The organism is Promicromonospora panici, from assembly GCF_900608595.1.
GTDB lineage: Bacteria > Actinomycetota > Actinomycetes > Actinomycetales > Cellulomonadaceae > Promicromonospora > Promicromonospora panici.
This window is the reverse complement of record NZ_UWYY01000023.1, coordinates 14,277-40,556: the sequence shown is the minus strand read 5'-3', so window position 1 is coordinate 40,556 and position 26,280 is coordinate 14,277. Positions and strand designations below refer to the sequence as shown.

Genomic DNA, 26,280 nt, shown 5'->3' with positions numbered 1-26,280 from the left:
CCTTCTTCTAGGTCCCCGAGCAAAGGTGCAGGTGAGATGACCTACGTCTACAACCGTCCGGAGGACTTCGCGGCCGAGGCGCTGCGTGGTCTGGTCAAGGCACATCCCGGCAGGTTGCGGTCCGTGCCCGGGGGTATCGCCCGCGCGGAGGGCACCCGCCCGGGCAAGGTCGCCGTCGTGGTGGGCGGTGGTTCGGGGCACTACCCGGCGTTCGCCGGCCTGGTGGGTGCGGGTGTGGCCGACGCCGCGGTGTGCGGCGAGGTCTTCACCTCCCCGTCCACGCGCCAGGTCCTGGACGTGTGCCGGGCCGCCGACGCCGGTGCCGGGGTGTTCGTCACCTTCGGCAACTACGCGGGCGACGTGCTCAACTTCGGCGCGGCGGCCAGCCGCTTGCGGGCGCAGGGCACGGACGTCTCGATCCTCCTGGTGACCGACGACGTCGCGTCCGCGCCTGCCGACCGGGCCGCGGAACGCCGTGGTGTGGCCGGTGACCTGGTCGTGTTCAAGGTCGCCGGGGCCGCCGCGGAGCGAGGAGCGGACCTGGCCGAGGTGAACCGGATGGCCACACGTGCCAACATCCGCACCCAGTCGTTCGGCGTCGCGTTCGGCGGGTGCACGCTGCCGGGCCACGACCATTCGTTGTTCAGCCTGGAGCCGGGCGAGGTCGGATGGGGGCTGGGTATCCACGGCGAGCCGGGTGTGGGCGAGGAGGCGGTGCCGACGGCGGCCGGGCTGGCTGCGGAGCTGGTCGACCGGGTGCTCGCCGAGCGTCCGGCCGATGCCGACGGCCGGGCCGCGGTGCTGCTCAACGGGCTCGGCAACGTGAAGTACGAGGAGCTCTTTGTCCTCTGGGACCGGGTGCACGACCTGCTCGAGGAGCGCGGCGTGCGGCTGGTGGCCCCGCTGGTCGGGGAGTACGTGACCAGCCTCGACATGGCCGGGTGCTCGCTGACGGTGTCCTGGCTGGACGACGAGCTGGAGCCGTTGTGGCTGGCCCCGGCCGACACGCCGGCCTTCCAGCACGGCGGGTGGCGCCCGGCCCCGGCGGCGGTGCCCGACGCGGTCGCCTCGGAGCCGGAGACGGCGCTCGTGCCCGCCACCACCGACGAGGGCGCGGCGGCGGCCCGGACCGTGGCCCGGATTCTGCACCGGGCCCAGGTCGTGCTGCACGACGCCGAGGAGATGCTCGGCGACCTGGACGCGGTGGCCGGCGACGGCGACCACGGCCGGGGCATGTCCCGCGGGGTCGACGCCGCAGTCGAGACGGCCGATGCCGCGGTCGGTGCCGGCGGTGACGCGCCCTCGGTGCTGCGCCGCGCGGCCGACGCCTGGGCGGACAAGGCCGGCGGGACGTCGGGCGCGCTGTGGGGGGTGGGCCTGCTCGCGCTGGCCGACGCCCTTCCGGCGGACGCGGCGGTGACCTTCGGCGATCTGGTGGCCGGGATCACCGCGGCCCGGGACCAGATCCAGTCGGTCGGTGGCGCGAGCATGGGCGACAAGACACTCGTGGACGCGCTGGACCCGGCGGTCGAGGCGCTGGCGACGTCCGCCACCCAGAGCGCCGTGCCCGGTTCGGCCTGCGAGGCGTGGCAGGCCGCGGTGGCCGCCGCCCACCAGGGCGCCGCCTCGACCAAGACGTTCGCTGCCCGCCGTGGCCGCTCGCGCGTGCTGGGCGAGAAGAGCCTGGGCGTCGCGGACCCCGGGGCGACGTCGCTCGCCCTGCTCCTGGGTGAGGCGGGTGCCGAGGTCGGCATCCCCGTGCCCGCGAACTCGACGGAGGAGTAGTCATGACAACTGGACTGCGGCTCGTGATCGGCTCGGACGATGCCGGCTTCGAGTACAAGGAGGTCCTGAAGAAGGACCTGGAGGCGGACGACCGTGTCTCCTCGGTGGTCGACGTCGGCGTGGGCGACGACGAGCACACGGCTTACCCCCACATCGGTGCGGCGGCGGGCCGCCTGATCGTGGCGGGGGAGGCCGACCGTGCCCTCCTGATCTGCGGCACGGGGCTCGGGGTGGCGATCTCGGCGAACAAGGTGCCCGGGATCCGGGCGGTGACGGCGCACGACTCGTTCTCGGTCGAGCGTTCCGTGCTCTCGAACGACGCCCAGGTCCTGTGCTTCGGCCAGCGCGTGGTGGGGATCGAGCTGGCCCGCCGGCTGGCGTGCGAGTGGCTCGGCTACCGCTTCGACCGGGCTTCGGCCTCCGCGCCCAAGGTGGGCGCCATCAGCCAGATCGAGGCCGAGGCCGGCAGCGTTGACCGCGATGCGGAGCAGGCCGCGGCGTCCTGCGACTGACCCCTACGCGCCCACGTCTCATACCAACCGTCTGGAAGGACATCATGGTCACGACTATCAGCTCCGTCGCCGTCGTGGGGACCGGATACATGGGCGGCGGCATCGCGCAGTCGTTCGCGCTTGCCGGTCTGCCGGTGACGATCGCCGACGCCAACGCCGAGGCGACCGAGGCCGCCTACGAGCGGCTGCTCGCCGAGGCCCGCGAGTTCGAGGACCAAGGCCTGTACAACCCCGGCCTGACCACCTCCCATGCCGTAGGGTCTCGGCTCAGCCCGTGTCAGTGCTGACCCGAAGGGACCTCCCATGACCGAACCGCTACCTCCGATCGATCCCGGCGCGCTGCCGGCCCCTGTCGACGTCTCCGACAACGCCGGCGCGCTCGCCGAGGTGCGCGCGGTCATCGACGCCGGTCCCTACCGCGACGACTGGGACTCGTTGCGTGCCTACACCCCACCGCAGTGGTACCAGGACGCCAAGTTCGGGATCTTCATCCACTGGGGTGTCTACTCCGTGCCGGCGTTCGGCAACGAGTGGTACTCGCGGGAGATGTATCAGGAGGGCACGCGCGCGTTCGAGCATCATGTCGCGACGTACGGCGCGCACCGCGACTTCGGATACAAGGACTTCATCCCGTCCTTCACCATGGACCGGTTCGACCCGGACGAGTGGGCCAGGCTGTTCCGGCAGGCGGGCGCCCAGTTCGTGGTCCCGGTCGCCGAGCATCATGACGGGTTCGCCATGTACGACACGGACCGCTCCCGTTGGAGTGCGGCCCGCATGGGCCCAGAGCGCGACGTGTTCGGCGATCTCTCCGCGGCCACCGACCGGGCCTGGATGGTGCGCGGCGCCTCGTCGCACCGAGCGGAGCACTGGTTCTTCATGAACGGCGGTGCGCGGTTCGACTCCGACGTGCTCGTCCCCGAGCTCCAGGACTTCTACGGTCCGGCGCAGCGCGAGGAGACCACGCCGAACGAGCGGTTCCTGGAGGACTGGCTGCTGCGGACGGTGGAGGTCATCGACCGCTACCGCCCGCAGGTGCTCTGGCTCGACTGGTGGGTCGAGCAGCCTGCTTTCAAGCCGTACCTCGCGCAGCTCGCCGCCTACTACTACAACAGCGCGGCGCAGTGGGGGCGGGAGGTCGTCATCAACTACAAGTGGGACGCGTTCGCCGACGGGACGGCCGTCTACGACATCGAGCGCGGCACGATGGGCGAGATCCGGCCGTCGGTCTGGCAGAACGACACCTCCGTGTCGAAGACTGCGTGGTCGTGGGTGCGCGGCCACGAGTACAAGTCGGCCGAGGACCTGATCGCCGAGCTCGCCGACGTCGTCTCGAAGAACGGCGTGCTGCTGCTCAATGTCGGCCCCAAGCCGGACGGGACCATCCCGGACCAGGAGCAGGCGCTGCTGCGCTCGATCGGCACCTGGCTCGCGCGCAACGGCGAGGCGATCTACGGCACGAGGCCGTGGGTGATCGCCGGGGAGGGCCCGACCGAGGTCGCCGTCGGCTCGTTCGTCGACGGCGAGGCGCGGGCGTTCACCGGTGCCGACTTCCGGTTCACCGCACGCGAGCACGTGACCGGTGAGTACGTCTACGCGATACCGCTGGCCGAGCCCGTCGACGGCGTGCTGCGGATCCGGGCGTTCGGCCGTGGTGCGGGCCTGCTGACGCGCCCGATCAAGGAGGTGACGGTGCTCGGCAGCTCCGGCACCGTCGACTGGGAGCAGACCGCCGGGGAGCTGATAGTGCGCACGACGGCTCCCGCGGTGGTGAAGCTGTTCCTCGAACCCGAGACGATCCCGCCGCGCACGGACTTCCTGCACCAGGTGTGACGGCTTCTCCGGTCGGGTGCTCAGCGCCTCGCCGCGGACATCCACTCCCAGATGCTCGCACCGTCGTGGCGCGGGTCGTTGCGGGCTACGTAGATCCACGACCAGTGCCCGGGGTAGGTGTTCCCGTCCCAGGTCACACGGTCGTACAGGCTCATGATCGAGCCGTCGATCCGCTCGTGGGCGTAGACGGTGTTGGCCTCGGCGTCCAGGGTGGTGTCGTCGGCCGACGCCACGAGCCAGGTCGGCGTCGTCATCGCCGCGAGCTCGGCGTCGGAGATGAAGTAGGTGCCGGAACCGTCGCGGGGGCCGATGCCGCAGCAGATCGGCACGGAGCTCGCGAACAGCTCGGGGTGCTCGGCGACCATCTTGAGCGACATGTATCCACCGTTGGAGCAACCGACGACATGGATCCGGCTCGCGTCGATCCGGTGCGCCGCGGCGACCTCCTCGATCGCCTCGAGGACGAGCGGCGCGAAGCCGTCGCCGTCGAGCATCCACGCGGACGTCGCCTGCGGGGCGAGCACGTAGGCACCGCCGAAGAGGTCCTGCGCCTCCGGCGTGGCGAACCCGAGCGCGCCCCGGTTGGCCCGCAGCTGCGCCTCGTTGTCGTAGTAGTCGTACCCGTCGGTCAGCAGGCCGCCCTCGCCGCCGCCGTGCAGCCAGACCACGAGCGCCGCACCGTCACGACCGGCCCGGCGCGCGGGGGAGAACAGCCGGTAGTTCAGGCCCGCTGCGGTCGCGTGGTAGGTGAACGCGTCGACCTCCGGGTCGGACAGCCGGCCCTGGCGGAACGAGTCGAGCACGATCGCGCCGCCCCCACCCCTGGCCCGCAGCGGTTCGACTTGCGTGATCGCGTAGTCCAGGTCCAGGAGCACGTTGCGGCCGTACCCGCCCATGTACTGCAGGGTGCCGCCGCCGTCGACCCCCCATCCGTGCTCGAGCGCCAGGCTGATCTCGCCGCGGCGGGTCCAGCTCGCCGCGGTCACCACGCGTTCCTGGGCGTAGGCGGTCTCGCCGGTGAGCGGGTTGGTGGCGGTGACGTGCACCGCGAACGTCGACGAGGTGAGCGACGACCGCTCGGCGTGGTCCAGGACGGGGGAGGAGACGACGAGCGAGGTCACCTGCTCGCCGCCGTCCAGAACCTCGGCGACCGGCGTGACCAGGGCGTCGTGCTCGCGTCCGGCGGCGCTCGCGGCCGGAACGCCCAGCAGGGCCGAGGCGCCGACGGTGGCGCCGGAGACGAGCAGGGTACGGCGGGTGATCGGGGTGTGCATGGCGGAACTCCTTTGTCCGATGCCGAGGGCGGGTGCGGGGTGAAACGCAGCACCAGCCACCCGGAGGCTAGACATCTGTGTTGACGCACGTCAATCACGCCCTCGTTGCGACGGTTCTGCGACACGATCCGTGCACCGGCCGGACAGAGCCGGGCGAGTGTGTGGTCCATGGAACTCATTCGAGGCAGATGGACAGGCAGATGGACAGGGCCGGCGGTGGTCGCGACAGTGCTGGCCGGCGTGGTGGCGGGCACCGCGACGGCGGCCGGGTCCGCGGACGGAAAGGCCGCGGCGGGCGTGGCAGCGGACGCGAGCTTCGACGTCCTCGGCTACGACGTCGCGATCGGATATCAGCCGGACACCCAGACGCTCGAGGGCGACACGACCGTCAGCGCGACGGCGACCGAGGCGCTGGACAGCCTCACGCTCCAGCTCAGCGGGCCAGCTGTCCGGTCGGTCGCCGTCGACGGGGAGAAGGCGGAGTCCTTCTCCCGGGCGGGTGAGCAGGACCTGGTGATCGTGCCGGCCACGCCGATCGGCCGGGGCGACCGGTTCCGGGTCCGGGTCACGTACGACGGGACGCCGGGACCGGGGTGGCTGGGCACCACCTCGGGCGGCGCGACAACGATGATCGGAAGCTCCAGCGCCTGGTTCCCCGTCCACGACGACGCCAGGGACCGGGCGTCCTTCAGCCTGGCGGCGACCGTGCCCGACGGCTGGAGGGCTGTCTCCGTCGGGCGGGAGGGGACGATGGTCCGCACGGCGGGCGCGAGCACGTTCCGCTGGGCCGAGCGGGACGTCGACCCGGACCACGTCGCCGTGACGATCGACCGCCTGACGACTGTACGGTCGGCGTTGGCCGACGGGACCCCGGTGGTCGACGCCTACGCGCCCGGGCTGCGGGATGCCACCGAACCGCTCGCGAAGCGGCTGCCCGAGGTCCTCGGCTTCCTGTCGGGCAGGTTCGGCCCGTATCCCTTCGACGCGGCCGGCAATGTCTTCGTCCACGTGAACGACGACGGTCCGGGGATCGCGCCGCAGACCCGGACGGTGTATCTCGGCGCCGGCAACGAGCAGTACATGACCCTCCGTCTCGTCGTGCACGAGCAGGCCCACCAGTGGTACGGCGTCTCGGTCACGCCGCACGACCCGGAGGACGTGTGCCTGTCGGAGTGCTTCGCCGAGTACGCCACCTGGCTGTGGGACGAGGAGCGGGACGGCGTCGACCTCGATGCCCGGTACCGCGACCTGGTCGAGGCCAATCGGGGGGACGACGCGTTCTGGGGCGAGCTCTACCGGCCCGGCGCGACGCCGCAGATCAACCTGTACAGCAAGGGACCCGTCGCCCTGCACGCGCTCCGGCGGCAGGTCGGCGACGAGGCGTTCGACCGGCTGCTCAGGGCCTGGCCGCAGGAGCACCGGGGCGAGTACGCCACCTGGCCGCAGCTCGAGTCGTTCGCGGAACAGGTCACCGGACAGGACCTCACCGGCTTCTACCGCGCGTGGTTCCGCGGCGCGGGGGTGCCGTCGGACGAGTACCTCTGGCCGGGCGAACTGGCACCCTGATGCCGGTCGGGCCGGGCGAGCCGCCCCTCCCGTCAGCTCCGGCCGAGGACGTTCGCGTCGAGGATGGTGCCGCCCAGGCTCCAGCCGCCGTCGGCGACCTCGTCGAGGATCACGAGGGTCGACGCCCGCGCGCGTTCGCCGTAGATCCCCACGAAGGCTTCGGTCACGGCGTCCTGGAGCTTCTTCTTCGATTCCGGGGTGAGGGTGTCAGCGGGCACCTTGAGGTTGGCGAACGGCATGGGTTGTTCCTTCCGGAGGCTGCGGACGGCCCCGGTGGACCCGGGCCGGAACCCATCGTGTGCCGCCCGGGCCAGGAGCGGGAGAGGACTCTCGATCGGGGGACCGGCGATCCCTGGTCCGGCCCGCCTCACCGGTGTGAAGCGCGGGTCCCGTCGTCCCGGTGCGCGAGCGTGGCCAGCGCGTCCTTCCAGTACCCCTCGGCGGCCGTCGCGTGACGCTCGGTGTCGATGTTCTCCTCGACGACGATGACGAGCGTGCCGCCGTCGTCGGGCTCCAGCGAGATGCGGATCTCGTGGTAGTTCTCGGGGACGTCCGCAAGGCCGTTCAGTGGCGCGAAGTGCGTGAAGTGCAGCAGCCGCGGCCGATCGACCGCGATGACCCGACCCTTGTCGGCAAACACGCGGCCGAAGAAGTGGCCCTCGAACGTGATGGGGCTCCCGGGCTGGAAGTCGGTCTCGATGTTGGCGCCCAGCATCCACCGTGCCCCAGGGTGCACGAGCTCGGCCCAGACCCGCTCGGGCGGCTCGGCGACGTGGGTCGTCGCGGTGACGGTGTGGCGCGGGCTGTCGGTGCTCATCGCTGACCTCCGTAGGGCTCCGGACACGACCGTACCCCGCCGCTCCGGCGGCCGCGCCGCCGGATGCCAGCAACGGACCGCGGGGCCATAGTGGCTGGAGGCGAGACGTGCCGCTGCGGATGGAGGGCACGAGGAGGGAGCAGCGATGGGCGCCGTCGGGGACCTGCTCACCCACAGCTGTGACGCCGACCGTGGCATCCACCGCCACCGGCGGGGGCGGGGCTTCAGCTACGTGGACCACCGCGGCGACCGGATCACCGACCCGGAGACGCTGGCCCGGATCCGCTCGCTCGCGATCCCGCCCGCGTGGACCGACGTGTGGATCTGCGTCGATCCCACCGGTCACGTCCAGGCCACCGGCCGCGACGCCAAGCACCGCAAGCAGTACCTGTACCACCGGCAGTGGCGCAAGTTCCGGGACGCCGCCAAGTTCCAGGAGCTGGTGGGCTTCGGCGAGGCGCTGGTGCCGCTGCGCCGGCGCGTCGACGCCGACATGCGCTTACCGCTGCTCAGTCCGGAACGCGTGGTCGCCACCGTCGTCCGGCTGCTCGACGAGACGCTCGTGCGCGTGGGCAACGACGAGTACGTCCGGTCCGGCGAGTCGTTCGGGCTGACGACGCTGCACGACCGGCACGCCGCAGTCGACGGCGCCGAGGTCCGGTTCCGTTTCCCGGGCAAGTCGGGGACCCCGCACGACGTCGTCGTGCACGACCGCCGGGTGGCGAACATCGTGCGCCGGTGCCGGGAGCTGCCCGGGCAGCAGCTCCTGCAGTACATCGACGGCGACGAGGTCCGGAGCATCGGGTCGCGTGACGTCAACGCCTACCTCGGCCTCGTGACCTCGGCGGACTACACGGCCAAGACGTTCCGGACGTGGGGCGCCAGCGCCGTGGCCTTCGGCCACCTGCGCCGTCTCGAGCCGTCGAGCGGGCGCGAGCACGACGCGCAGCGTGCCGAAGCGGTACGGCTCGCCTCGTCCCTCCTCCACAACACCCCGGCGGTGTGCCGCAAGAGCTACGTCCACCCCGCGATCCTCGCCGACGACCGCGGCGAGCTCGACCGCCTGATCGAGCGGTCCGGTGCCAACACCGCCCGCGCGTCGCGCTGGATGGACGCCGACGAGCGCGCCCTCCTGAAGTTCCTGACGGCCGCCGAACGGACCCGGGGCGACCTCGCCGCGTGAGGTGCCGGTCACGCGGGGGAGCCGAGCACCTGGCGCCCGGCTCGTCCGCGCTACGCCCGGGCCGTCGAGGCCCGCGGGATGAGCGTCGGCAGCGCGCGGCGCAGCGGTGTACCGGGGGTCGTGTCGCTCAGCAGCATCTCGAGGGCGGTGGTCGCGATCTGCTCGAACGGGGTGTGGACCGAGGTGAGGGGCACCGGCAGGCGGGACGCCAGCGGTATGTCGTTGTAGCCGACGATCGAGATGTCCCGGCCCGGTTCGAGCCCGAGCGAGCGCGCCGCGCTGAGCACGCCGACGGCGAGGTTGTCGTTCGCGGCGAAGATCGCGGTGGGCCGGTCGGTGCGGTCCAGGAGCGTGTGTCCGCTGCGGATGCCGTCGTCGATCCCGTACCCGACGGACAGGACGCGTTCCTCGTCGACCGTGAGCCCGGCCTCGGCGAGCGCCCGCTCAGCGCCCGCCCGCCGGTCCTGGCCGCTGGAGGTGAACCACGGGCCGGTGATGACGGCGATCTCCCGGTGCCCCAGGTCGACCAGGTGCCGGACGGCGAGATAACCGCCGGTCTCGTCGTCGCCCAGGGACGAGGGGCTGACCCGGTCGGTGCGCAGGACGAGCACGTGCGGGACGCCGCGGTCGCGCAGCGACGCCGGCAGGGAGTCGTCGATCCGGGCGGTGGCCAGGAGGAGGCCGTCGACGTTGCGGTCCAGGAGGGTCTCGGTGGCGCGACGTTCCTCGTCGGGGTCGTCGCCGCAGGTGGCGACGACGGCGAAGTGCCCGCGCTGTCGTGCCGCACGCTCGATGGCCTCGAACATCTGCGCCATGACGGCGTCCGTGAGCCGCGGGACGAGGACCCCGATGGTCCCGGTCGCGCCGCGCCGCAGGTTGGCCGCGACGGCGTTCCTGCGGTACCCGAGCTCGTCGGCGACGCCGCGTACCCGCTCCGCGGTCGCCGACCGTGAGCGCGGGGTGCGGTCGTCGAGGACCCGGCTGGCCGTGGAGACACTGACCCCGGCTGCCTCCGCGACATCGCGAAGGGTCACTGCCTGGCGGTCGATTCGAGCACCCATCGAACCTCTTCTCGTGCGGCGGTCCGCGCCCGGCCGGCGACCGGTCCGGAGCGCGGAGGTTGACTTAGGTCCTGGTCCGTAAGCATACTTGCAATCGTTGTTGCAAACGTTCCCGCGAACGTTCCCACGTGGCTGTGGGCCACCGCGCAACCCGATGCAGAGGAGAACCGCGATGACGCTCGACCTCCGCGGGCTGAGCCCCGCTCCCGTCACCCCGTTCACGCCGGACGGCGACGTCGATCTCGACGCGATCCACCGGCTGGGCGCCTGGCTCGGCTCGATCGACGGCGTCAAGAGCCTCGTGGTGCTCGGCCACGCGGGAGAGGGCACGTTCCTCACCGTCGACGAGCAGCTCGCCGTCATCCGCGCCTTCGTGGAGTCGACCGACGGCCGTGTCCCGGTCGTCGCGGGGATCACCGGCGAGGGCAACAAGGTCGCCGCACTCGAGGCCAGGCGCGCGGTCGAGGCGGGCGCGGCCGCTGGACTGGTCTACCCCTCGCACGGCTGGCTGCGCTTCGGGTACCAGCAGGGCGCCCCGCAGACCCGGTACCGGGCGATCCACGAGGAGAGCGGCCTGCCGCTGATCCTGTTCCAGTACCCGGACAACACGAAGGCCACCTACGACCTCGACACCCAGCTGGAGATCGCCGGGCACGAGGGCGTTTTCGCCACCAAGAACGGCGTGCGCAACATGCGCCGCTGGTACACCGAGATCCCCGCGCTGCGCGCCGCGCACCCGGAGCTGCAGATCCTGTCGTGCCACGACGAGTACCTGCTGCCGACCATGTTCGACGTCGACGGGCTGCTCGTCGGCTACGGGAACATCGCGCCCGAGCTGCTCGTCGAGCTCATCGAGGCGGGCAAGGCGCGGGACTACCCGCGCGCCCACGCGATCCACGAACGGCTCCTGCCGGTGACGAAGAACGTCTATCACCGCGGGTCGCACATGGAGGGGACCGTCGCGCTCAAGTGGGGCCTGGTGAACCGCGGCATCCTCGACCACGCCACGGTGCGGACGCCGCTGCTGCCGTTGCCCGACGGCGCACCGGCAGAGATCGCGGCGGCGTTCGCCGCAGCGGGGATCGGCACGGCGGTCGTGCCGGCCTGAACCCCGCCCGGTGGGGTGCGCTCGACGGCGAGCGCACCCCACCGGGCCTGGCGCGACCTACAGTCGATGGCGACTCGCGCCGCAATTCGCACTCCAACGAAGGAGGCCTGTCATGGGCGAGCGCAGCACCCCCCGTTCCACATCGATCCCCGGCGCCGCCCGCGGCGGCGTCTCCACGAGCGCAGTGCAGGCGGTGGCCGAGTCCCGCGCCAAGCGGCGCACCTTCTGGCAGCAGCTGCTCCTGATCGGCCCGGCGTTCGTCGCGGGCGCCTGGCAGTTCGGGCCCGGCAACCTGACGACGGCGGTACAGGCCGGTGGCGCCCACCAGTACACGCTGATCTGGGTCATCGTCATCTCCACCGTGCTGATGATCTTCCTCACCGACATGAGCGTCCGCCTGGGCATCAGGTCGCCGGTCTCGCTCATCGTCTCGGTCAAGGAGCAGCTCGGCGGGCCCCTCGGCGTGGTCGCCGGTCTCGGCGTGTTCCTGATCTCGCTCTGCTTCTCGGTCGGGAACGCCGTCGGCTCCGGGCTCGGGCTGTCGATGCTCTTCGGCGGCAGCCCCGTGCTGTGGACGGTGGCCTGCTCGATCGCGGTCGGCGCACTTCTACTGCTGCGCAACGTCTACCGCGCGATCGAGAAGGTGCTCGTGGTCATCGTCGCGCTCATGGCCATCGCGTTCGTCGTGAGCGCCGTCGTGGCTCGTCCGGACTGGGCGGCGGCGGCCTCGGGCCTGGTCCCCGTGGTGCCGGGCGACTCGTGGCTGCTGGTCGTCGCCCTCGTCGGGACGAACTTCAGCATCAACGCCGCGTTCTACACGGCGTACGGCACCAAGGAGCGCGGGCGGACCGCGGGGGAGTACCGCGACGTGACGATCGTCGACACCATCCCGGGCATCGTCGCCCCGGGCGTCATGACGGCGCTCGTGATCGTGGTCGCGGCCGCCGTCCTCGGCAGGACGGGTGAGTCCGCGGCAACGATGGTCGACCTGGCCGGCGTGTTCGAGCCGCTCGCGGGGCCTGTCGGCTCCACCGTCTTCGCGCTCGGCTTCTTCGGGGCGGCGTTCTCCTCCATGATCGCGAACGCGACCGCGGGCGGCACGATGCTCTCGGACGGGCTGGGCCGTGGGCCGTCGTCGAACTCGACGGCCGCGAGGACCATCAGCGCGATCATCCTCGCGTTCGGCGTGGGTGTGGCCCTGACCTTCCAGGCCGCGCCCGTGCAGCTCATCGTCACCGCCCAGGCGCTCACCGTGTTCGTCGCGCCCGTGCTCGCGACGCTGATCGTGGTGATGGCGAACCGCCGTGGCCTGATGGGTGAGCTGCGCAACCGCTGGTGGCAGAACCTGTTCGGCGTGATCGGCCTGCTCTCGGTGCTCGCGCTGTCCGTGCGGCTCGCGCTGAGCCTGCTCGGCGGCTGACGCGGGGCGCGGGTGGTCGCACGCGGCTCCCGTGCCCGCCCGCCGCCGTCACGCCGCCCTCACGCCGCCAGTGCGTCGATCGCTGCCGGGGACAGCACGTGGTCGATGGCCATGGCGCTCGCCCCCAGCACGCCCGCCCCGACGCGCGCCCGGGAGGTGACGATGCGCAGGTGCTGGGTGGCCAGGGGCAAGGACCTGCGGTAGACGGCCTCGCGGATGCCGGCGATGAGGTGCTCCCCGGCGTCCGCCACGATCCCGCCGATCACGATGACCGACGGGTTGAGCATGCTGACGCACGAGGCCAGGACGCCGCCGATGTCGCGGCCGGCCTGGCGCACCGCCTGGCTCGCCGCGAGACCCTTGGACCGGACCAGGGCGACGACGTCAGCGCTGTCAGCGGCTTCCAGCCCTTGGGCCGAGAGCGCCGCGGCGACCGCCTGGCCGCTGGCCACGGCCTCGAGGCAGCCGGTGTTGCCGCAGCGGCAGGGCACGTGGTCGGCGCCCGGGACGACCATGTGCCCGATGTCGCCCGCGGCGCCCTGCGCGCCGCGGCGCAGGGCGCCGTCCGCGATGATGCCGGCGCCGATGCCGGTGGAGACCTTGACCAGGAGCAGGTCCGACACCTGCGGCCAGGCCGCGCGGTGCTCACCGAGCGCCATGATGTTGACGTCGTTGTCGACCAGCACGTCGACGCCGAGCTCGGCGCCGAGCAGCCCGGGGACGTCGACGTCGTCCCAGCCGGGCATGATCGGCGGGTTGATGGGCCGCCCGGTCGAGTGCTCCACGGGGCCGGGCAGCCCGATGCCGAGGGCGGCCAGGTCGTCGACGTCGCGGCCGGCGGCGTCGAGCAGCTCGCGGCCTGCCCGGACCACCCAGGGCAGGACGACGTCCGGCCCCGCGGCGATCGACAGCGGCGCGTCGGTCGCCGCGACCACCGTGGAGGCGAGGTCGGTGACGGCCAGCCGGGCGTGCGTGGCACCGAGGTCGACCGCGAGGACGGCGCGGGCTCCGGGCTGGAAGGCGAAGGTCGCCGGCCGCCGTCCGCCGGTCGAGCCGGCAGTGCCCGCGGGGCCGATGAGTCCCGTGCTCATGAGCGCGTCGATCCGCGTGGCGATGGTCGACCGGGACTGGCCGGTGATGGCGATCAGGTCCGCCCGCGTGCGTGGCTTGCGGTCGCGGAGCAGCTGGAAGAACTCGCCGGCACCCAGCGACACAGAAGTGTTCCTCAGGGGCCCGTCGATGGGCATGGGCAACCGCCTCCTGGGGTGAATCTGTGGCCTCGTATCGGCAAAAGATAGCCCATATGCGTCATGATCCACAGAAGCCGCGTACGCGACATGCATCTTTTGCTTGACAACTACCAAAAGATCCCTAGATTGGTCGATATGCGAGCCGATGACGACGCGCACGCTCCATCACCCGACCCCGTCCTGCGCCTCCGCGGCGTCGGCAAGGACTTCTTCGGCACCTCCGTGCTGCGAGAGATCGACCTGGACCTGTACCCCGGACAGGTCCACGCCCTGGTGGGCGAGAACGGCGCGGGCAAGTCGACGCTGATGAAGGTCATCGCAGGGGTGCACCGCCCGGAGACGGGCACCGTCGAGCTCGACGGCGCCCCCGTCTCCTTCCCGACGCCGCTCGACGCGCAGCACGCCGGCGTGGCCACGGTGTTCCAGGAGTTCAACCTCCTGCCGGACCGGTCCGTCGCCGAGAACGTGTACCTGGGCCGCGAGCCGCTCCGGCGCGGCACAGTCGACCGCCGCCGGCTGCACGCCGACACCACCCGTCTCCTCGACGACCTCGGCTTGACGGGAATCACGCCCTGGACCCGCGTCGGATCCCTGTCCGTGGCACAGCAGCAGGTGGTCGAGATCGTCAAGGCCGTCTCGTACGACGCCCGGATCATCTCGATGGACGAGCCGACGGCGGCGCTCGCCGACCAGGAGGTGGCCCTCCTGTACGAACTGGTCCGGCGCTTGCGCGACCGCGGCGTCGCGATCCTGTACGTCTCGCACCGGCTCCAGGAGATCTACGACCTGGCCGACACCATCACGGTGCTCAAGGACGGCAACCACATGCTGACCGCACCGGCCGGCGAGGTGAGCCCGGACCGCCTGGTGAGCACCATGGTGGGCCGCGACTTCGCCGGCTTCTTCCCCGACCGGCCCGCCGACCTCGTACCCGGCGAGGTACGGCTGGCCCTTGCGGGCTCCGGCAACACGATGGTGGACGGGATCGACCTCGAGGTGCGCGCCGGGGAGATCGTCGCGCTGGCCGGGCTGCAGGGTTCGGGCCGCACCGAGATCGCCCACGGCGTGTTCGGCATCGCGCCGTTCACGCGCGGCCGCATGACCGTCGACGGGCAGCCGGTCCAGGTGCGCACCCCGCGCCAGGGCGTCCGCCACCGCCTCGCCCTCGTGACCGAGGACCGCAAGTCCGAGGGCCTCGCGCTGGGGCAGACGGTCCTGGCGAACGCGCGGCTCGTGCTCGACGCCGTCCTGCCCCGTGCCTCCGACCGGCGCGCGCGGGCGGTTCCCGGCGTCCTCACCTCGCTCGACGTGGCCGCGAGCACGGTCGCGGCCGCCCGGGACGCCGAGGTGCAGTACCTGTCGGGGGGCAACCAGCAGAAGGTGGTCCTCGCGAAGTGGCTGGTGACCGAGCCGCGGGTGATCGTGCTCGACGAGCCGACGCGCGGCATCGACGTCGGCGCCAAGCGCGCCGTCTACGACCTCATGCGCACGCTGACCGCCGACGGCGCGGCCGTCCTGCTCATCTCCTCCGAGCTGCCCGAGGTCGTGGCGATGGCCGACCGCATCCTCGTGGTGCGCGACGGCCGGATCGCCGGCGAGCTGCCGGGCGGCAGCGACGAGACGGCCGTCATGGCCCTGGCCACGGGGGCGGCATGACCCGCCGCTACCACCTCGGGTCCACCGAGATCGTCTACCTGGCCCTGGCCGGCATCCTGCTGGTCGCGGGCGTCCTCGTGGCGGTCCGGGGCGGAAACCTCTTCGCCCAGCAGAACGTCAGCTACATGCTCACGCAGACCAGCCTGCTCGGGTTCGTCGCGATCGGGCAGACGCTCGTGGTCCTGTGCCGCTCGCTCGACCTGTCCGTCGGGTACGTCGTCGCGCTCTGCTCGCTGGTCGGGGCGACGACGATGGCGGGCGACCCGTCCCGGGTGTGGCTCGGCGTCGTGGCGGCGCTCGCGGTCGCGGCCGGCGTGGGGCTCGTGAACGGGCTGGTCATCTCAGGCCTGCGCGTCAACCCGTTCATCGCCACGCTCGGCACGGGCCTGATCATCAAGGGTTTCCTGGACACGCGGTTCAAGGGGCCGGAGGGCGAGGTGCCCTTCGGATTCCAGACGTTCGGGTACACGCGCATCGGCCCGGTGCCCGTGTCCACGGTCGTCATGCTGCTCGTCGCCGCGGCGGTGTTCGTGCTGCTCACGCGTACGCGGCCGGGCTACCACATGTTCGCCGTGGGCGGGAACCTCGACGTCGCCCGGCTCTCGGGCGTGCGCACCGGCCGCGTCCTCGTCCTGGCGCACGTGCTCTGCTCCCTGTGCGCCGGCGTGGCGGGCCTGCTCATCGCCGCCCGGTTCGGCACCGGGAACGCGCTGGTCTACTCCTACGGCCTCGACCTCGACTCGATCGCCGCCGTGGTGCTGGGCGGCACTCTCCTGTTCGGCGGGCGCGGCTCGGTGGTCGGCACCGTCGGCGGCGTCGCGATCCTCGCCGTGCTCGACACGGCGTTCAACGTGCTCGACGTGAACCCGTTCTTCAAGGACGTGCTGCGCGGCGTGATCATCATCGCCGCCGTCGCCCTGTACGCGCGGCGGCAGCTCGACCCGGCGAGCCGGCGCGCCCGGTTCACCACCGGAGGAGGCGACGCCGCATGACCCTTACCGCGGAGACCTCGCGCACCGCACGGCCGTGGCGGGAGCGCCTGCTGTCCGGCGGCAGCTGGACCGTGCTCGCGCTGCTCGTGCTGATCCTCGCCGTGATCGTGGTGATCAACCCGTCGTTCGCGGAGCCGATGTCGCTGATGGCGTTCGCCAAGAAAACGGCCCCGCTGGTGGTGCTCGCCGTCGGGCAGTACTTCGTGATCGTCTCGGGCGAGTTCGACCTGTCGGTGGGCTCGCTCGTCGGCGCGCAGGTGGTCATCGCGGCCCGGCTGATGGACGGCGACGAAGCGCTGACCTGGCCGGTGCTGGGGCTGATGCTCGTGTTCGGGCTGCTGGTCGGGCTCGTCAACGGCCTGGTGACGACGCTGCTGCGCGTGCCGTCCTTCATCACCACGCTCGGCATGATGCTGGTGCTGTTCGGCGCCATCCGGCTCTGGACCGGCGGCGCACCGACGGGGGCGCTCAGCGAGAGCTTCCGGGTGCTGGGCCGCAAGGGCTTCCCGGACGTTCCCGGGCAGTTCCAGGTGCCGTACGCGCTGCTGGTGGCGCTCGTCGTCGTCGGGCTCGCGGTGGTGCTCATGCGCCGCCCGTTCGGCCGGTCCCTGGTGGCCGCCGGCGACAACGCCGTGGCCGTCGCGTACAGCGGCGCGTCGGTGTGGTGGCTGCGCACGCGCGCCTTCCTGCTCTCCTCGTTCCTCGCCACCGTCGCGGCGGTGCTCATCGGCGGGTTCGCTGGCGTCACGGCCCAGGTGGGCCAGGGGCTGGAGTTCATGGCGATCACCGCCGTCGTGCTGGGCGGCGTCGCCCTCGGCGGCGGCCGCGGGACCGTCATCGCCGCCATGGTCGGTGCGCTCACGCTCGAAGCCCTGTTCACGCTGTTCAACCAGCTCGCCCTGCCGTCGACCGTCCGGCCCGCCGTGCAGGGCGTGATCCTCATCGCCGCCGTCGCCTATGCGGCGCGGAGGCGCCGCACCTGAGCTCAGAACCCATTCGTTGGACCCGCACTCATCAAAGGGGATGGACATGCGATCGATCCGAGTACTGCTGGCGAGCGCGGCGGCGGGGACGCTGCTCCTGCTGACGGCCTGTGTCACCGAGACCCCGACCGAGCAGCCGCCAGGGGCAGAGCCGAGCGTCGCCGAGGAGACACCCGACGACTCCGGCGCCGAGAGCGAGTGGTTCGTCCAGGCGGACTACGACCGGGAGCTGGCCCAGCGCGACGTCGCGCCCGAGGGCCCGGCCGACGAGCCGTGGCTGCAGGCCATCGAGCCGGAGTACGTGGACACCGCCGACCTCGCGAGCGAGGGTGGCGACAAGACGCTGTGCTTCTCCAACGCGTCGGTCTCCAACCCGTGGCGCGTCACCGGCTGGATCACCATGCAGCAGCAGGTGGAGGTGCTCCAGGAGGAGGGCGTGATCGGCGAGTTCCGGGTCTCGGACGCCGCCGACGACGACAACAAGCAGATCTCCGACATCCAGGCGTTCGTGGAGGCGGGCGACTGCGACGCGATCATCATCTCGCCGTCGACGACCGCGACGCTCACCCCGGCGGTCGAGGCCGCCTGCGAGAGCGGCACGCCCGTCATCGTGTTCGACCGTGGCGTGAACACCGACTGCATGGTCACGTTCATCCACCCGATCGGCGGCTACGCCTACGGCGCGGTGGGCGCGGAGTTCCTCGTCGAGAACCTGGACCCGGGCTCGACGGTGCTCGCGCTGCGCATCCTGCCCGGCGTCGACGTGCTGGAGCACCGGTGGGCGGCGGCGGACAAGGTCTTCTCGGAGTCCGAGATCGAGGTGGTCGGGGTCGAGTTCACGGGCGGCGACGGCGCCAAGATCAAGGACCTGGTCACCCAGTACCTGCAGCGCGGCGAGGTCGATGGCATCTGGATGGACGCCGGCGACGGCGCCGTCGCGGCCGTCGAGGCGTTCGAGGACGCCGGCCAGCCGTACCCGGTCTTCGTGGGCGAGGACGAGATGAGCTTCCTGCGCAAGTGGGACGAGACGGGGATGACGGCGATCGGCAACGTCTACTCCAACTTCCAGTGGCGGACGCCGATCCTCGCCGCGCAGATGATCTGGGCCGGCGAGGAGGTGCCGTCCGAGTGGGTGCTGCCCCAGGAGCCGGTCGCCGAGGAGGACCTCGCTGAGTTCCTCGACGCCAACGCGGACATGCCGTCCCTGCACTACGCGAAGTTCGGCGGCGAGGACCTGCCCGGGTATCCCGAGGCGTGGACGGACCGCTGAATGACGGCGACGACGGGGACGGGGACCATGAGGACCGGGGGCACGTGGCCCGTCGGCGTCAACACCTGGGTGTGGACGTCGCCGCTCACCGACCGCTCGCTCGCCGAGATCGCGCCCCGCGTGGCGGGCTGGGGCTTCAACGTCCTGGAGCTCCCCGTGGAGCACCTGGGCGACTGGGACCCGCACCACGCGGCGCACGTCCTGGCGGACAACGGCCTCGCGGCGAGCGTCTCGCTCGTCATGGGCGAGGGCCGTGAGCTGGTCGCGGCCCCCGCCCGCACGGTGGGCGCGACGCAGGACTACCTGCGGGCGGTGGTCGACGTCGCGCACGAGGTGGGTGCGCCGGTGATCGGCGGCCCGGCCTATGCGTCGGTCGGGCGCACGTGGCGGACGACGCCGCGGGAGCGGGCCGACGCCTACGCCCAGCTCGCCGAGCACCTCGCGCCCGTCGTCGAGTACGCGATCGCCGCGGGCGTCGTCGTCGGCCTCGAACCGCTGAACCGGTACGAGACGAGCCTGATCAACACGGTGGACCAGGCGCTCGAAGCCATCGGCCCGCTGCCCGCGCGGGGCATCGGGCTGATGCTCGACGTCTACCACATGAACATCGAGGAACGGGACCTGCCCGCGGCGGTCGAGCGCGCTGGGGCGCGGATCGCCGCGGTGCAGGTCTGCGGGAACGACCGCGGCGCGCCCGGCGGCGACGGCGTCGACTGGCCGGCGCTGCTCGCCGCGCTGGAGCGGTCCGGCTACGCGGGACCGCTCGTCATCGAGTCGTTCACCGCGGAGAACGCCACGATCGCCACCGCCGCCTCGATCTGGCGGCCGCTGGCCGCGAGCCAGGACGCCCTCGCGAGCGAGGGCCTCGCCCACCTGAGAGGACTGATGCCCCGGACACAGGTCTGAATCGCACGCGCCTGAGACTGAACGCGCCCAGAGCGCTCGGCGCCGGCACGCCGGGCTGGTCAACGCACCACGCTCCACCGGAGACCCCGGTGGGGCCCGCACGTCGATCTGCCCAGGAGGCACCACCATGACCGCACCACGACGTCCCCGCTGGGGGAGATCCATAGCGGCTCTCGCCGTCGGAGCACTGGCGCTGACGCTCGCGTCCGTCCCGGCCACGGCGGCCGACAGACCGCAGGCCAGTGCCGAGGGCGAGGCCGCCGAAGCCCTGCAGGAAGGCCGGGTCCTCATCTTCACGGCCACGACCCAGTACCGGCACGAGGAGGCGATCACGCAGGGCACGCCCGTGCTCGAGGCGGCGTTCGCCGAGGCCGGCATCCTGTCCGACCACACGGAGGACCCGACGGTCTTCAACGACGCCGACCTGGCGCAGTACGACGCGCTCGTCATGTTCCAGGCGTCCGGCGACCCGTGGAACGCCGAGCAGAAGGCCGCCATGGAGCGGTACCAGCAGGCGGGCGGCGGCATCGTCGCCATCCACAACGCCACGGACATGCGCGGCAGCTACGCCTGGTGGGACGAGATGATCGGGACGCTGATGCCCGGCCACGCCGCCACCGGCTCGAGCCCCGGCCTGCCCGGCACGGTGCGCGTCGAGGACCGCAAGCACCCGTCCACGCAGCACCTGCCGCAGCGCTGGGACCGCGCCGACGAGTGGTACAACTTCTCGACCAACGTGCGCGGCGACGCGCACGTGCTGGCCACCATGGACGAGTCGACGTATGACCCGGGCAGCAATGCCATGGGCTACGACCACCCGATCTCGTGGTGCAAGTACTACGACGGTGGCCGCGCCTGGATGACCGGCATGGGCCACTTCGGCGCGCACTACACGGAAGAGCCCGAGTTCGTGCAGCACATCGTCGGCGGCGTGCAGTGGGCGGCCGGGCTGGCCGCGGGCGACTGCGGCGGCACCGACTGGGGCCAGTTCGAGAAGGTCGCGCTGGACACCAACACGAGCGCACCGTTCGGGATCGACGTGGCGCCGGACGGCCGGGTCTTCTTCACCGAGCTGGTGCGCGGGCAGATCCGGGTGTTCGATCCGGAGACGCAGACCACGACCACCGCCGTGACGCTCCCGGTGTACTCCGGCGGTGAGGACGGCCTGCTGGGCATCGCGCTCGACGAGGACTTCGCCGACAACGGGTACCTCTACCAGTACTGGTCGCCCGCGAGCGCGGACGACACCGACCCCGCCAGCTTCGTCAACCGGCTCTCGCGGTTCACCGTCACGTCGGGCGGCCCGGGGGCGACGACCATCGACCCGGCGTCCGAGAAGGTGCTGCTGGAGGTCCCGGCCCGGCGTCTGCCCGACGAGCCGGGGCACACGGGTGGCGGGCTGATCGTCGACCAGACGACCGGCGACCTGTACCTCGGCGTCGGCGACGACGTGAACCCGCACTCGGAGCCCTCGGGCGGGTACGCGCCGCTCTCCGAGCGGGACGGCACCTTCCACGACGCGCGGGCGACGTCGGCCAACACGAACGACCTGCGCGGCAAGATCCTGCGGATCCACCCGGAGGACGACGGCACGTACACGGTCCCGGAGGACAACCTGTTCCCGGAGTCGGCGGACACCGCGGACAAGACGCTGCCCGAGATCTACGCGATGGGCTTCCGCAACCCGTTCCGGTTCGCCATCGATCCAGCCACGGGCAACCTCGGCGTCGCCGACTACTCGCCCGACAACGGCACTGACAACCTGGCCCAGCGGGGCCCGGCGGGCATCGCGGAGTGGAACCTGATCAAGGAGCCGGGCTTCTTCGGCTGGCCCCTGTGCATGGGGAACAACGAGCCGTTCCGCGACGTCGACTACCGGACCAGTCCACCGGCCGTGGGCGAGTTCTTCGACTGCGACGCACCGGTCAACGACTCCGTACGGAACACCGGCCTGACGGAGCTGCCCCCGGCCCAGCCCGCGGACATGTGGTACGGGTACCAGCGTTCCTCGGTGCCGGGAGCGATCAACCAGGGCGGGGGACTCGCGCCGATGGGCGGCCCGTTCTACCAGTACGACCCGGAGCTGGAGTCGGACACCAAGTTCCCCGAGTACTACGAGGGCAAGGCGTTCTTCTACGAGTGGTCGCGGAACCAGGTGTTCACCATCGAGCCCACCGACCCCGCGGCCGCACCGGGCGCCCCCGACGTCGAGAAGGTCAACCGGTTCCTGCCGGACGAGGACTTCCTCGCGCCGATCGATGCGAAGTTCGGGCCCGACGGCGCGATGTACGTGCTCGACTGGGGCGGCGGTTTCGGCCGCGACAACCCGGACTCCGGCCTGCACCGGGTCGACTACGTGACGGGCTCACGCTCGCCGCAGGCGCTGCCCGAGGCGTCGCCGGACTCCGGGACCGCGCCCCTGGAGGTGACGTTCGACGGGACGGGCAGCACCGACCCGGAGGGCGAGAACCTCACCTACGCGTGGGACTTCGACGGTGACGGGACGACCGACGCGACCGAGCCGACGGCGTCCCACACGTACACGGCGGACGGCGTCTACGACGCCCGGCTCACGGTCACCGACCCCGCGGGCAAGGACGGGACCGCCACCGTCCCGATCACCGTGGGGAACACCCGGCCGGAGGTCGACTTCGAGCTCCCGCCGACCGGCTCGTTCTTCGAGTTCGGCGACACGGTCTCATGGGACGTCTCCGTGACCGACGCCGAGGACTCGCCGGACGGCTCGGAGATCGACGACCAGCGGGTAGTCATCCAGCCGGCCCTGGGCCACGACGACCACCCGCACCCGGCAGACCCGCAGCACGGCCGGACGGGCTCCGTCACCACGTCGCTGGGCGGCGGGCACAGTGCGGACACCAACGTCTTCTACGTGCTCGACGCGCGGTACGAGGACGACGGCGGCGCCGGCGACATCCCTTCCCTCACCGGCTCGGACACCACCCTGCTGTTCCCGCGGGAGCGGCAGGCCGAGTTCCACGCCGCGTCCGAGGGCACGACGACGGCGCCGAGCCGCGACGTCGAGGGCGGCGGGTCCGTGCTCGTCGGCTCCGACGGCGACTGGGCCTCCTACGATCCGGTGAACCTGCACGGCGTCGACGCGCTGACGCTGCGCGTGGCCTCGGCGGCCGCGGGCACCATCGAGCTGCGGCGGGATGCCCCGGACGGCGACCTGCTCGGGACCGCCGAGGTCACGGGTTCCGGCATCAGCGACTTCCGGGACGTGCGGGTCGACGTCGACGACCCGGGGGAGAGCTTCGCGCTCTACGTGGTCTTCCCCGGGCCGGGGGAGCGGCGGCTCAACTTCGTGGAGGCGAACGGGAAGGGGGCCGGCGAGACCACGCGGCCGGAGGTGGCGATCACGTCGCCCGAGGGCGGGGTCGAGCTCGAGCACGGCCAGATCGAGGTGGCGGCTTCCGCGACGGACACGGAGAACGCCGTCAGCCAGGTGGAGTTCTTCGTCGACGGGGAGTCGATCGGCGTCGACGACACCGCGCCGTACACGGCGTCGTGGGACGTCGCGGCGGACGGCTGGTACGAGCTGACGGCCGTCGCGACCAACGACCGCGGGCTGGCGACGACCTCGCGCATCGTCGTAGCGCAGGTCGGTGACGTGTTCGGCGGGATGCAGACGTTCACCAACGCGGACGGCGAGTTCGAGCAGCTGTCCACGGGGCGGTACGTCATCGACTCGGGCGGCGCCAACATGTGGCAGGGCACCGACGAGTACTCGACGATCTTCCGCGAGGGCTCCGACCGGCACTGGTCGGCCACCGTGCGGATCAACAGCCAGGGGAACTCCCACGGGTCCGCCAAGGCCGGGATCATCGTCCGCAACGACGTGACCCAGCCGGGATCGTCCCCGGGGTATGCGGCGCTCGGCATCCGGCCCAGCGGCGGGTTCGAGTGGTTGCGCGGCAACTCCGCCGGCCAGCTCGTCACGTCGACGGGCGGTGGCTCGACGGCGTACCCGGCCTGGGTGCGGCTCGTGCGTGACGGCGACCTGTACACGGCGTACCGGAGCGCGGACGGCGAGACGTTCACGCAGATCGGCGAGCCGGAGGCGCTCGCGGGCGCCGCCGACCTGCAGGACGTCGGGCTGTTCGTCACCGCGCACAGCACGTCGGCCCGGAGCGCCGTGGAGTTCCAGGACTTCGGATTCGTCGACGAGCCGGACCCGCCGGTGGTCGAGGTCGCGGCGGGCAGCCGGTGCACCGGTCAGCTCGCGCGCGTGACGGTGAGCGCGACCAACGTCGGGTCCGACCCGGCGCTGATCGAGCTCAGTACGCCGCACGGGAGCAAGACCTTCAAGGAGGTGCTGCCCGGGGAGACCGTCTCGCGCCAGTTCGGATCGGGGACCAGGGCGTTCGACGCCGGGACAGCCATCGTGACCGCGGTCAACGGACAACACGAGGTGGTCGTGGAGGAGGGCTACGACGCAATGAGCTGCGGCTCGTAGCCGTGGTCTGACTGGGCCGGCTGGCCGGGGGCTTCCCGGCTGGGCCGGCCGGCTGAGATCTCCGACCGAGAGGAGCAAGGACGTGCCGAAGTCGAGGACCAGACCGCGGAACAAGCCGCGGAGCAGGCCGAGCGCCGCGGCACGTCCGTCGAGCCGGGGCGGTGCCGGCCGCCCCGGACCTCGTCCGCCGTCGCCCGCGTGGCGTCGGCGGACGAGGGTGGGCGTCACGGTGGCGGTCGCACTGGTGGCCGCCGCCGTGGTCCTGGTGCTGCTGCTGGTGCGGCCGTGGGAACTGGAGTCGCTGCCCGGCGGGATCGAGGTCGATCCCGCCCGGGTGGCGGAGCTGGAGGCCGCGGAGGTGGAGCGGAACGACGAGAACCTGACGGCGGCGGCGGAGCTCGCCGTGTCGGCGCAGGAGCGTCTGCTGCCGGTGATGGACGGGTTGCACGAGGCGCTGCCGACGGACGAGGCCCGCCCCGAGCGGCCGACGTCGGCCGAGCTGGGCGAGTGGCGCGACGTCGTCCAGGAGGTGGCGGGGGAGGTCGAGGCGCTGCCACCCGGATCGTCCGAGCACAACATCGTGCGCAACGGGCTGCTGCTCTCGACCGCGCTGCTCGGCGACACGCTGGACGTCCTCGAGCTGGCGGGGGAGACGGGTGGCGCGGGAGACGCGGGTGCCTCGGAGGGCGCCGAGCGGCTCTACGGTGTCGCGGGCGACCTGCGTTCCCGGGCGGTCGATGCGTGGGCCCAGGCGGCCGTCCAGCTCGACCTGCAGTACATCGGCGCGGACCGCGGACACCTGCACGCGTTCCTGCCGCTGCACTCGGGAATGTCGACGGAGGCCGAGCCGCACACCAACCACTGACCCGGCCGTTGAGTGCTGGACCTTCGCCCCTGATCCGGCTCCGGAGGGGCGAATGTCCAGCACTCAACGGCCGGCTTGGTGGGGTCAGGCGACCGTGGCGTCGATCGTGACCGGGATGTTGCCGCGGGTGGCGTTCGAGTAGGGGCAGACCTTGTGCGCGGCCTCGACGAGGTCGTCCGCGGTGGCCTGGTCGACGCCGGCGAGCTCGACGTGCAGCGCGGCGCTGAGGCCGTACGAACCGTCACCGGTCGGCGCGATTGCCACCTCGGCGACCACCGCGGAGTCGGTGAACTTGATCTTCTGCGCGGCGGCGACACCCTTGAGCGCGCTGTGGAAGCAGGACGCCCAGCCGGCGGCGAAGAGCTGCTCGGGGTTCGTGCCCCCGCCCGGCCCGCCCATCGCGGTGGGGATCGCCAGGGTGAGGTCCAGCACGCCGTCGTCGGACGCGGCCCGGCCTCCGGCGCGGCCGTCGCCCGTGGAGGTTGCCACTGCGGTGTAGATGCTGTCAGCCATGTTGCTCTCCGGTGGTAGACGAACTAGTACGTCTACCGTATGGATGATTGCCTCGGCACACAAGTCACGGATCGAGCTCGAACCTGTGACGTGTCAGACGCTCAGGTCACCGAGTGGCCTGAGCGTCTGACGCTCCGCGGGGCCTGCGGTCAGTCGATCGTGCGGGTCGCCCGGCCGGCGTCGACGATCGCGAAGATCGCCCGCTCCAGGGCGTCGCCCACGCGGGACGGCTCGTCGAGGGATCCCGACACCATGGCGCCGTCGCGCAGCATCATCAGCTCGTCGGCGGCCTGCGCGGTGTCGGTCACACCCAGCCGGCCGAGCATCGTGGCGAACAGCTCCCGGTACCAGGCGCGGTGCTCGGCGACCACCTTCCGGACGGGCCCGTCCGGGTCGGCGTACTCGGCCGCCGCGTTGATGAACGCGCAGCCACGGAAGCCCGGCTTGCAGGTCACGGCGCCGACCGCCGCGGCGAACCGGCGCAGCGCCTCGGCGTCGTCGCCGGCTGACTCCCGCAGCCAGCCGAGCGTGTCGCGCTCCCACGCGGCCTGCCGCTCGAGGTAGGCGAGCACGAGGGCGTCCTTGGTCCGGAAGTGCCGGTAGAACGTGACCTTCGTGATCCCGGCGCGCTCGATGATCTTGTCGGCGCTGATCGCACGGATCCCGTGCGCGTAGAAGAGCTCGGTCGCCGCATCCAGGATGCGGTCCCGGGTGGAGCGGGCGCTGCCTGGGTCGGACAGGGCTATCGGCGGCCCGGCTGGCGTCGTCGTGCTCATCTCGTTGCCTGCTCCCCCGTTGGTCCCGGATGA

Annotated in this window: 22 protein-coding genes; 15 read left to right on the top strand and 7 right to left on the bottom strand. The window is 71.9% G+C overall.

Features of this window, described 5'->3' with window-relative positions; translation table 11 throughout:
- The first annotated feature begins 36 nt into the window (after window positions 1–36).
- The 4 genes from EW117_RS23860 to EW117_RS23845 are packed head-to-tail and all read left to right on the top strand — an operon-like array spanning window position 37 to window position 4,130.
- Entirely contained in the window at window positions 37–1,785 is a 1,749-nt protein-coding gene (locus tag EW117_RS23860) for a dihydroxyacetone kinase family protein (RefSeq protein WP_129789202.1), read from the top strand.
- Window positions 1,786–1,787: 2 nt separating this feature from the next.
- Window positions 1,788–2,297 carry a ribose-5-phosphate isomerase gene (locus EW117_RS23855; RefSeq protein WP_129789201.1) on the top strand — a complete coding sequence of 170 codons (510 nt, stop codon included), beginning with the start codon at window positions 1,788–1,790 and terminating at the stop codon, window positions 2,295–2,297.
- 44 nt (window positions 2,298–2,341) lie between these two features.
- The gene (locus EW117_RS23850; RefSeq protein WP_242504500.1) at window positions 2,342–2,584 is read left to right on the top strand and encodes a 3-hydroxyacyl-CoA dehydrogenase NAD-binding domain-containing protein; all 243 of its coding nucleotides are present in this window, start codon (window positions 2,342–2,344) and stop codon (window positions 2,582–2,584) included.
- A 16-nt stretch (window positions 2,585–2,600) separates the two neighbouring features.
- Window positions 2,601–4,130, top strand: coding sequence for an alpha-L-fucosidase (locus EW117_RS23845; RefSeq protein ID WP_129789200.1), 1,530 nt, complete (start codon window positions 2,601–2,603; stop codon window positions 4,128–4,130).
- A 20-nt stretch (window positions 4,131–4,150) separates the two neighbouring features.
- On the opposite strand, the gene EW117_RS23840 is transcribed toward EW117_RS23845, so the two are convergent.
- Window positions 4,151–5,404: a prolyl oligopeptidase family serine peptidase gene (locus EW117_RS23840; RefSeq protein WP_129789198.1), complete on the bottom strand. Its 1,254-nt coding sequence runs from the start codon at window positions 5,402–5,404 to the stop codon at window positions 4,151–4,153.
- A 216-nt stretch (window positions 5,405–5,620) separates the two neighbouring features.
- Here EW117_RS23840 and EW117_RS23835 point away from each other — a divergent pair, with 216 nt between their 5' ends.
- Complete coding sequence (locus tag EW117_RS23835) at window positions 5,621–6,970, top strand: M1 family metallopeptidase (RefSeq protein ID WP_165362840.1); 1,350 nt, start codon at window positions 5,621–5,623, stop codon at window positions 6,968–6,970.
- Between the two features lie 32 nt (window positions 6,971–7,002).
- Here the strand turns inward: EW117_RS23835 and EW117_RS23830 are convergent, their stop codons facing one another.
- Both EW117_RS23830 and EW117_RS23825 read right to left on the bottom strand, forming a co-directional pair.
- Window positions 7,003–7,209, bottom strand: a complete 207-nt coding sequence (locus tag EW117_RS23830) for a tautomerase family protein (RefSeq protein ID WP_129789195.1) — start codon at window positions 7,207–7,209, stop codon at window positions 7,003–7,005.
- A gap of 128 nt (window positions 7,210–7,337) precedes the next feature.
- Window positions 7,338–7,787 carry an SRPBCC family protein gene (locus EW117_RS23825; protein WP_129789194.1) on the bottom strand — a complete coding sequence of 150 codons (450 nt, stop codon included), beginning with the start codon at window positions 7,785–7,787 and terminating at the stop codon, window positions 7,338–7,340.
- A gap of 145 nt (window positions 7,788–7,932) precedes the next feature.
- Between EW117_RS23825 and EW117_RS23820 the strand changes: the two genes are divergently transcribed.
- The gene (locus EW117_RS23820) at window positions 7,933–8,970 is read left to right on the top strand and encodes a DNA topoisomerase IB (RefSeq protein ID WP_129789193.1); all 1,038 of its coding nucleotides are present in this window, start codon (window positions 7,933–7,935) and stop codon (window positions 8,968–8,970) included.
- A 50-nt stretch (window positions 8,971–9,020) separates the two neighbouring features.
- Here the strand turns inward: EW117_RS23820 and EW117_RS23815 are convergent, their stop codons facing one another.
- Complete coding sequence (locus tag EW117_RS23815) at window positions 9,021–10,031, bottom strand: LacI family DNA-binding transcriptional regulator (RefSeq protein ID WP_129789192.1); 1,011 nt, start codon at window positions 10,029–10,031, stop codon at window positions 9,021–9,023.
- Between the two features lie 172 nt (window positions 10,032–10,203).
- Between EW117_RS23815 and EW117_RS23810 the strand changes: the two genes are divergently transcribed.
- Window positions 10,204–11,139: a dihydrodipicolinate synthase family protein gene (locus EW117_RS23810; protein ID WP_129789191.1), complete on the top strand. Its 936-nt coding sequence runs from the start codon at window positions 10,204–10,206 to the stop codon at window positions 11,137–11,139.
- A gap of 112 nt (window positions 11,140–11,251) precedes the next feature.
- Window positions 11,252–12,559, top strand: a complete 1,308-nt coding sequence (locus EW117_RS23805) for an Nramp family divalent metal transporter (RefSeq protein WP_207212021.1) — start codon at window positions 11,252–11,254, stop codon at window positions 12,557–12,559.
- A 59-nt stretch (window positions 12,560–12,618) separates the two neighbouring features.
- Here the strand turns inward: EW117_RS23805 and EW117_RS23800 are convergent, their stop codons facing one another.
- Window positions 12,619–13,806 (bottom strand): ROK family protein, encoded by a 1,188-nt coding sequence (locus EW117_RS23800; protein ID WP_129789190.1) that lies wholly within the window; start codon window positions 13,804–13,806, stop codon window positions 12,619–12,621.
- 138 nt (window positions 13,807–13,944) lie between these two features.
- Between EW117_RS23800 and EW117_RS23795 the strand changes: the two genes are divergently transcribed.
- The 7 genes from EW117_RS23795 (at window position 13,945) to EW117_RS23765 (ending at window position 24,958) form a co-directional block, all read left to right on the top strand.
- Window positions 13,945–15,465 carry a sugar ABC transporter ATP-binding protein gene (locus EW117_RS23795; protein ID WP_129789189.1) on the top strand — a complete coding sequence of 507 codons (1,521 nt, stop codon included), beginning with the start codon at window positions 13,945–13,947 and terminating at the stop codon, window positions 15,463–15,465.
- Window positions 15,462–16,457, top strand: a complete 996-nt coding sequence (locus EW117_RS23790; RefSeq protein ID WP_129789188.1) for an ABC transporter permease — start codon at window positions 15,462–15,464, stop codon at window positions 16,455–16,457. Before EW117_RS23795 ends, EW117_RS23790 begins: the two co-directional genes overlap by 4 nt.
- Window positions 16,454–17,440 carry an ABC transporter permease gene (locus EW117_RS23785; protein WP_129789187.1) on the top strand — a complete coding sequence of 329 codons (987 nt, stop codon included), beginning with the start codon at window positions 16,454–16,456 and terminating at the stop codon, window positions 17,438–17,440. Before EW117_RS23790 ends, EW117_RS23785 begins: the two co-directional genes overlap by 4 nt.
- A gap of 46 nt (window positions 17,441–17,486) precedes the next feature.
- Complete coding sequence (locus EW117_RS23780) at window positions 17,487–18,710, top strand: substrate-binding domain-containing protein (RefSeq protein ID WP_129789186.1); 1,224 nt, start codon at window positions 17,487–17,489, stop codon at window positions 18,708–18,710.
- On the top strand, window positions 18,711–19,616 hold the full coding sequence (locus EW117_RS23775; RefSeq protein WP_242504499.1) for a sugar phosphate isomerase/epimerase family protein: 906 nt from the start codon (window positions 18,711–18,713) through the stop codon (window positions 19,614–19,616).
- 127 nt (window positions 19,617–19,743) lie between these two features.
- The gene (locus tag EW117_RS23770) at window positions 19,744–24,093 is read left to right on the top strand and encodes a ThuA domain-containing protein (RefSeq protein WP_129789185.1); all 4,350 of its coding nucleotides are present in this window, start codon (window positions 19,744–19,746) and stop codon (window positions 24,091–24,093) included.
- A gap of 229 nt (window positions 24,094–24,322) precedes the next feature.
- Window positions 24,323–24,958 carry a hypothetical protein gene (locus tag EW117_RS23765; protein ID WP_129789184.1) on the top strand — a complete coding sequence of 212 codons (636 nt, stop codon included), beginning with the start codon at window positions 24,323–24,325 and terminating at the stop codon, window positions 24,956–24,958.
- 84 nt (window positions 24,959–25,042) lie between these two features.
- On the opposite strand, the gene EW117_RS23760 is transcribed toward EW117_RS23765, so the two are convergent.
- A complete protein-coding gene (locus tag EW117_RS23760; RefSeq protein ID WP_129789183.1) occupies window positions 25,043–25,471 on the bottom strand; it encodes an organic hydroperoxide resistance protein in 429 nt (142 codons plus the stop codon).
- Between the two features lie 149 nt (window positions 25,472–25,620).
- Window positions 25,621–26,247, bottom strand: coding sequence for a TetR/AcrR family transcriptional regulator (locus EW117_RS23755; protein ID WP_129789182.1), 627 nt, complete (start codon window positions 26,245–26,247; stop codon window positions 25,621–25,623).
- Window positions 26,248–26,280 lie beyond the last annotated feature (33 nt).

Coding starts and splice junctions, on each gene's coding strand:
- EW117_RS23860 (WP_129789202.1), top strand. CDS start 37: ATGACCTACGTCTACAACCGTCCGGAGGACTTCGCGGCCGAGGCGCTG.
- EW117_RS23855 (WP_129789201.1), top strand. CDS start 1,788: ATGACAACTGGACTGCGGCTCGTGATCGGCTCGGACGATGCCGGCTTC.
- EW117_RS23850 (WP_242504500.1), top strand. CDS start 2,342: ATGGTCACGACTATCAGCTCCGTCGCCGTCGTGGGGACCGGATACATG.
- EW117_RS23845 (WP_129789200.1), top strand. CDS start 2,601: ATGACCGAACCGCTACCTCCGATCGATCCCGGCGCGCTGCCGGCCCCT.
- EW117_RS23840 (WP_129789198.1), bottom strand. CDS start 5,404: ATGCACACCCCGATCACCCGCCGTACCCTGCTCGTCTCCGGCGCCACC.
- EW117_RS23830 (WP_129789195.1), bottom strand. CDS start 7,209: ATGCCGTTCGCCAACCTCAAGGTGCCCGCTGACACCCTCACCCCGGAA.
- EW117_RS23825 (WP_129789194.1), bottom strand. CDS start 7,787: ATGAGCACCGACAGCCCGCGCCACACCGTCACCGCGACGACCCACGTC.
- EW117_RS23820 (WP_129789193.1), top strand. CDS start 7,933: ATGGGCGCCGTCGGGGACCTGCTCACCCACAGCTGTGACGCCGACCGT.
- EW117_RS23815 (WP_129789192.1), bottom strand. CDS start 10,031: ATGGGTGCTCGAATCGACCGCCAGGCAGTGACCCTTCGCGATGTCGCG.
- EW117_RS23810 (WP_129789191.1), top strand. CDS start 10,204: ATGACGCTCGACCTCCGCGGGCTGAGCCCCGCTCCCGTCACCCCGTTC.
- EW117_RS23805 (WP_207212021.1), top strand. CDS start 11,252: ATGGGCGAGCGCAGCACCCCCCGTTCCACATCGATCCCCGGCGCCGCC.
- EW117_RS23800 (WP_129789190.1), bottom strand. CDS start 13,806: ATGCCCATCGACGGGCCCCTGAGGAACACTTCTGTGTCGCTGGGTGCC.
- EW117_RS23795 (WP_129789189.1), top strand. CDS start 13,945: ATGCGAGCCGATGACGACGCGCACGCTCCATCACCCGACCCCGTCCTG.
- EW117_RS23790 (WP_129789188.1), top strand. CDS start 15,462: ATGACCCGCCGCTACCACCTCGGGTCCACCGAGATCGTCTACCTGGCC.
- EW117_RS23785 (WP_129789187.1), top strand. CDS start 16,454: ATGACCCTTACCGCGGAGACCTCGCGCACCGCACGGCCGTGGCGGGAG.
- EW117_RS23780 (WP_129789186.1), top strand. CDS start 17,487: ATGCGATCGATCCGAGTACTGCTGGCGAGCGCGGCGGCGGGGACGCTG.
- EW117_RS23775 (WP_242504499.1), top strand. CDS start 18,711: ATGACGGCGACGACGGGGACGGGGACCATGAGGACCGGGGGCACGTGG.
- EW117_RS23770 (WP_129789185.1), top strand. CDS start 19,744: ATGACCGCACCACGACGTCCCCGCTGGGGGAGATCCATAGCGGCTCTC.
- EW117_RS23760 (WP_129789183.1), bottom strand. CDS start 25,471: ATGGCTGACAGCATCTACACCGCAGTGGCAACCTCCACGGGCGACGGC.
- EW117_RS23755 (WP_129789182.1), bottom strand. CDS start 26,247: ATGAGCACGACGACGCCAGCCGGGCCGCCGATAGCCCTGTCCGACCCA.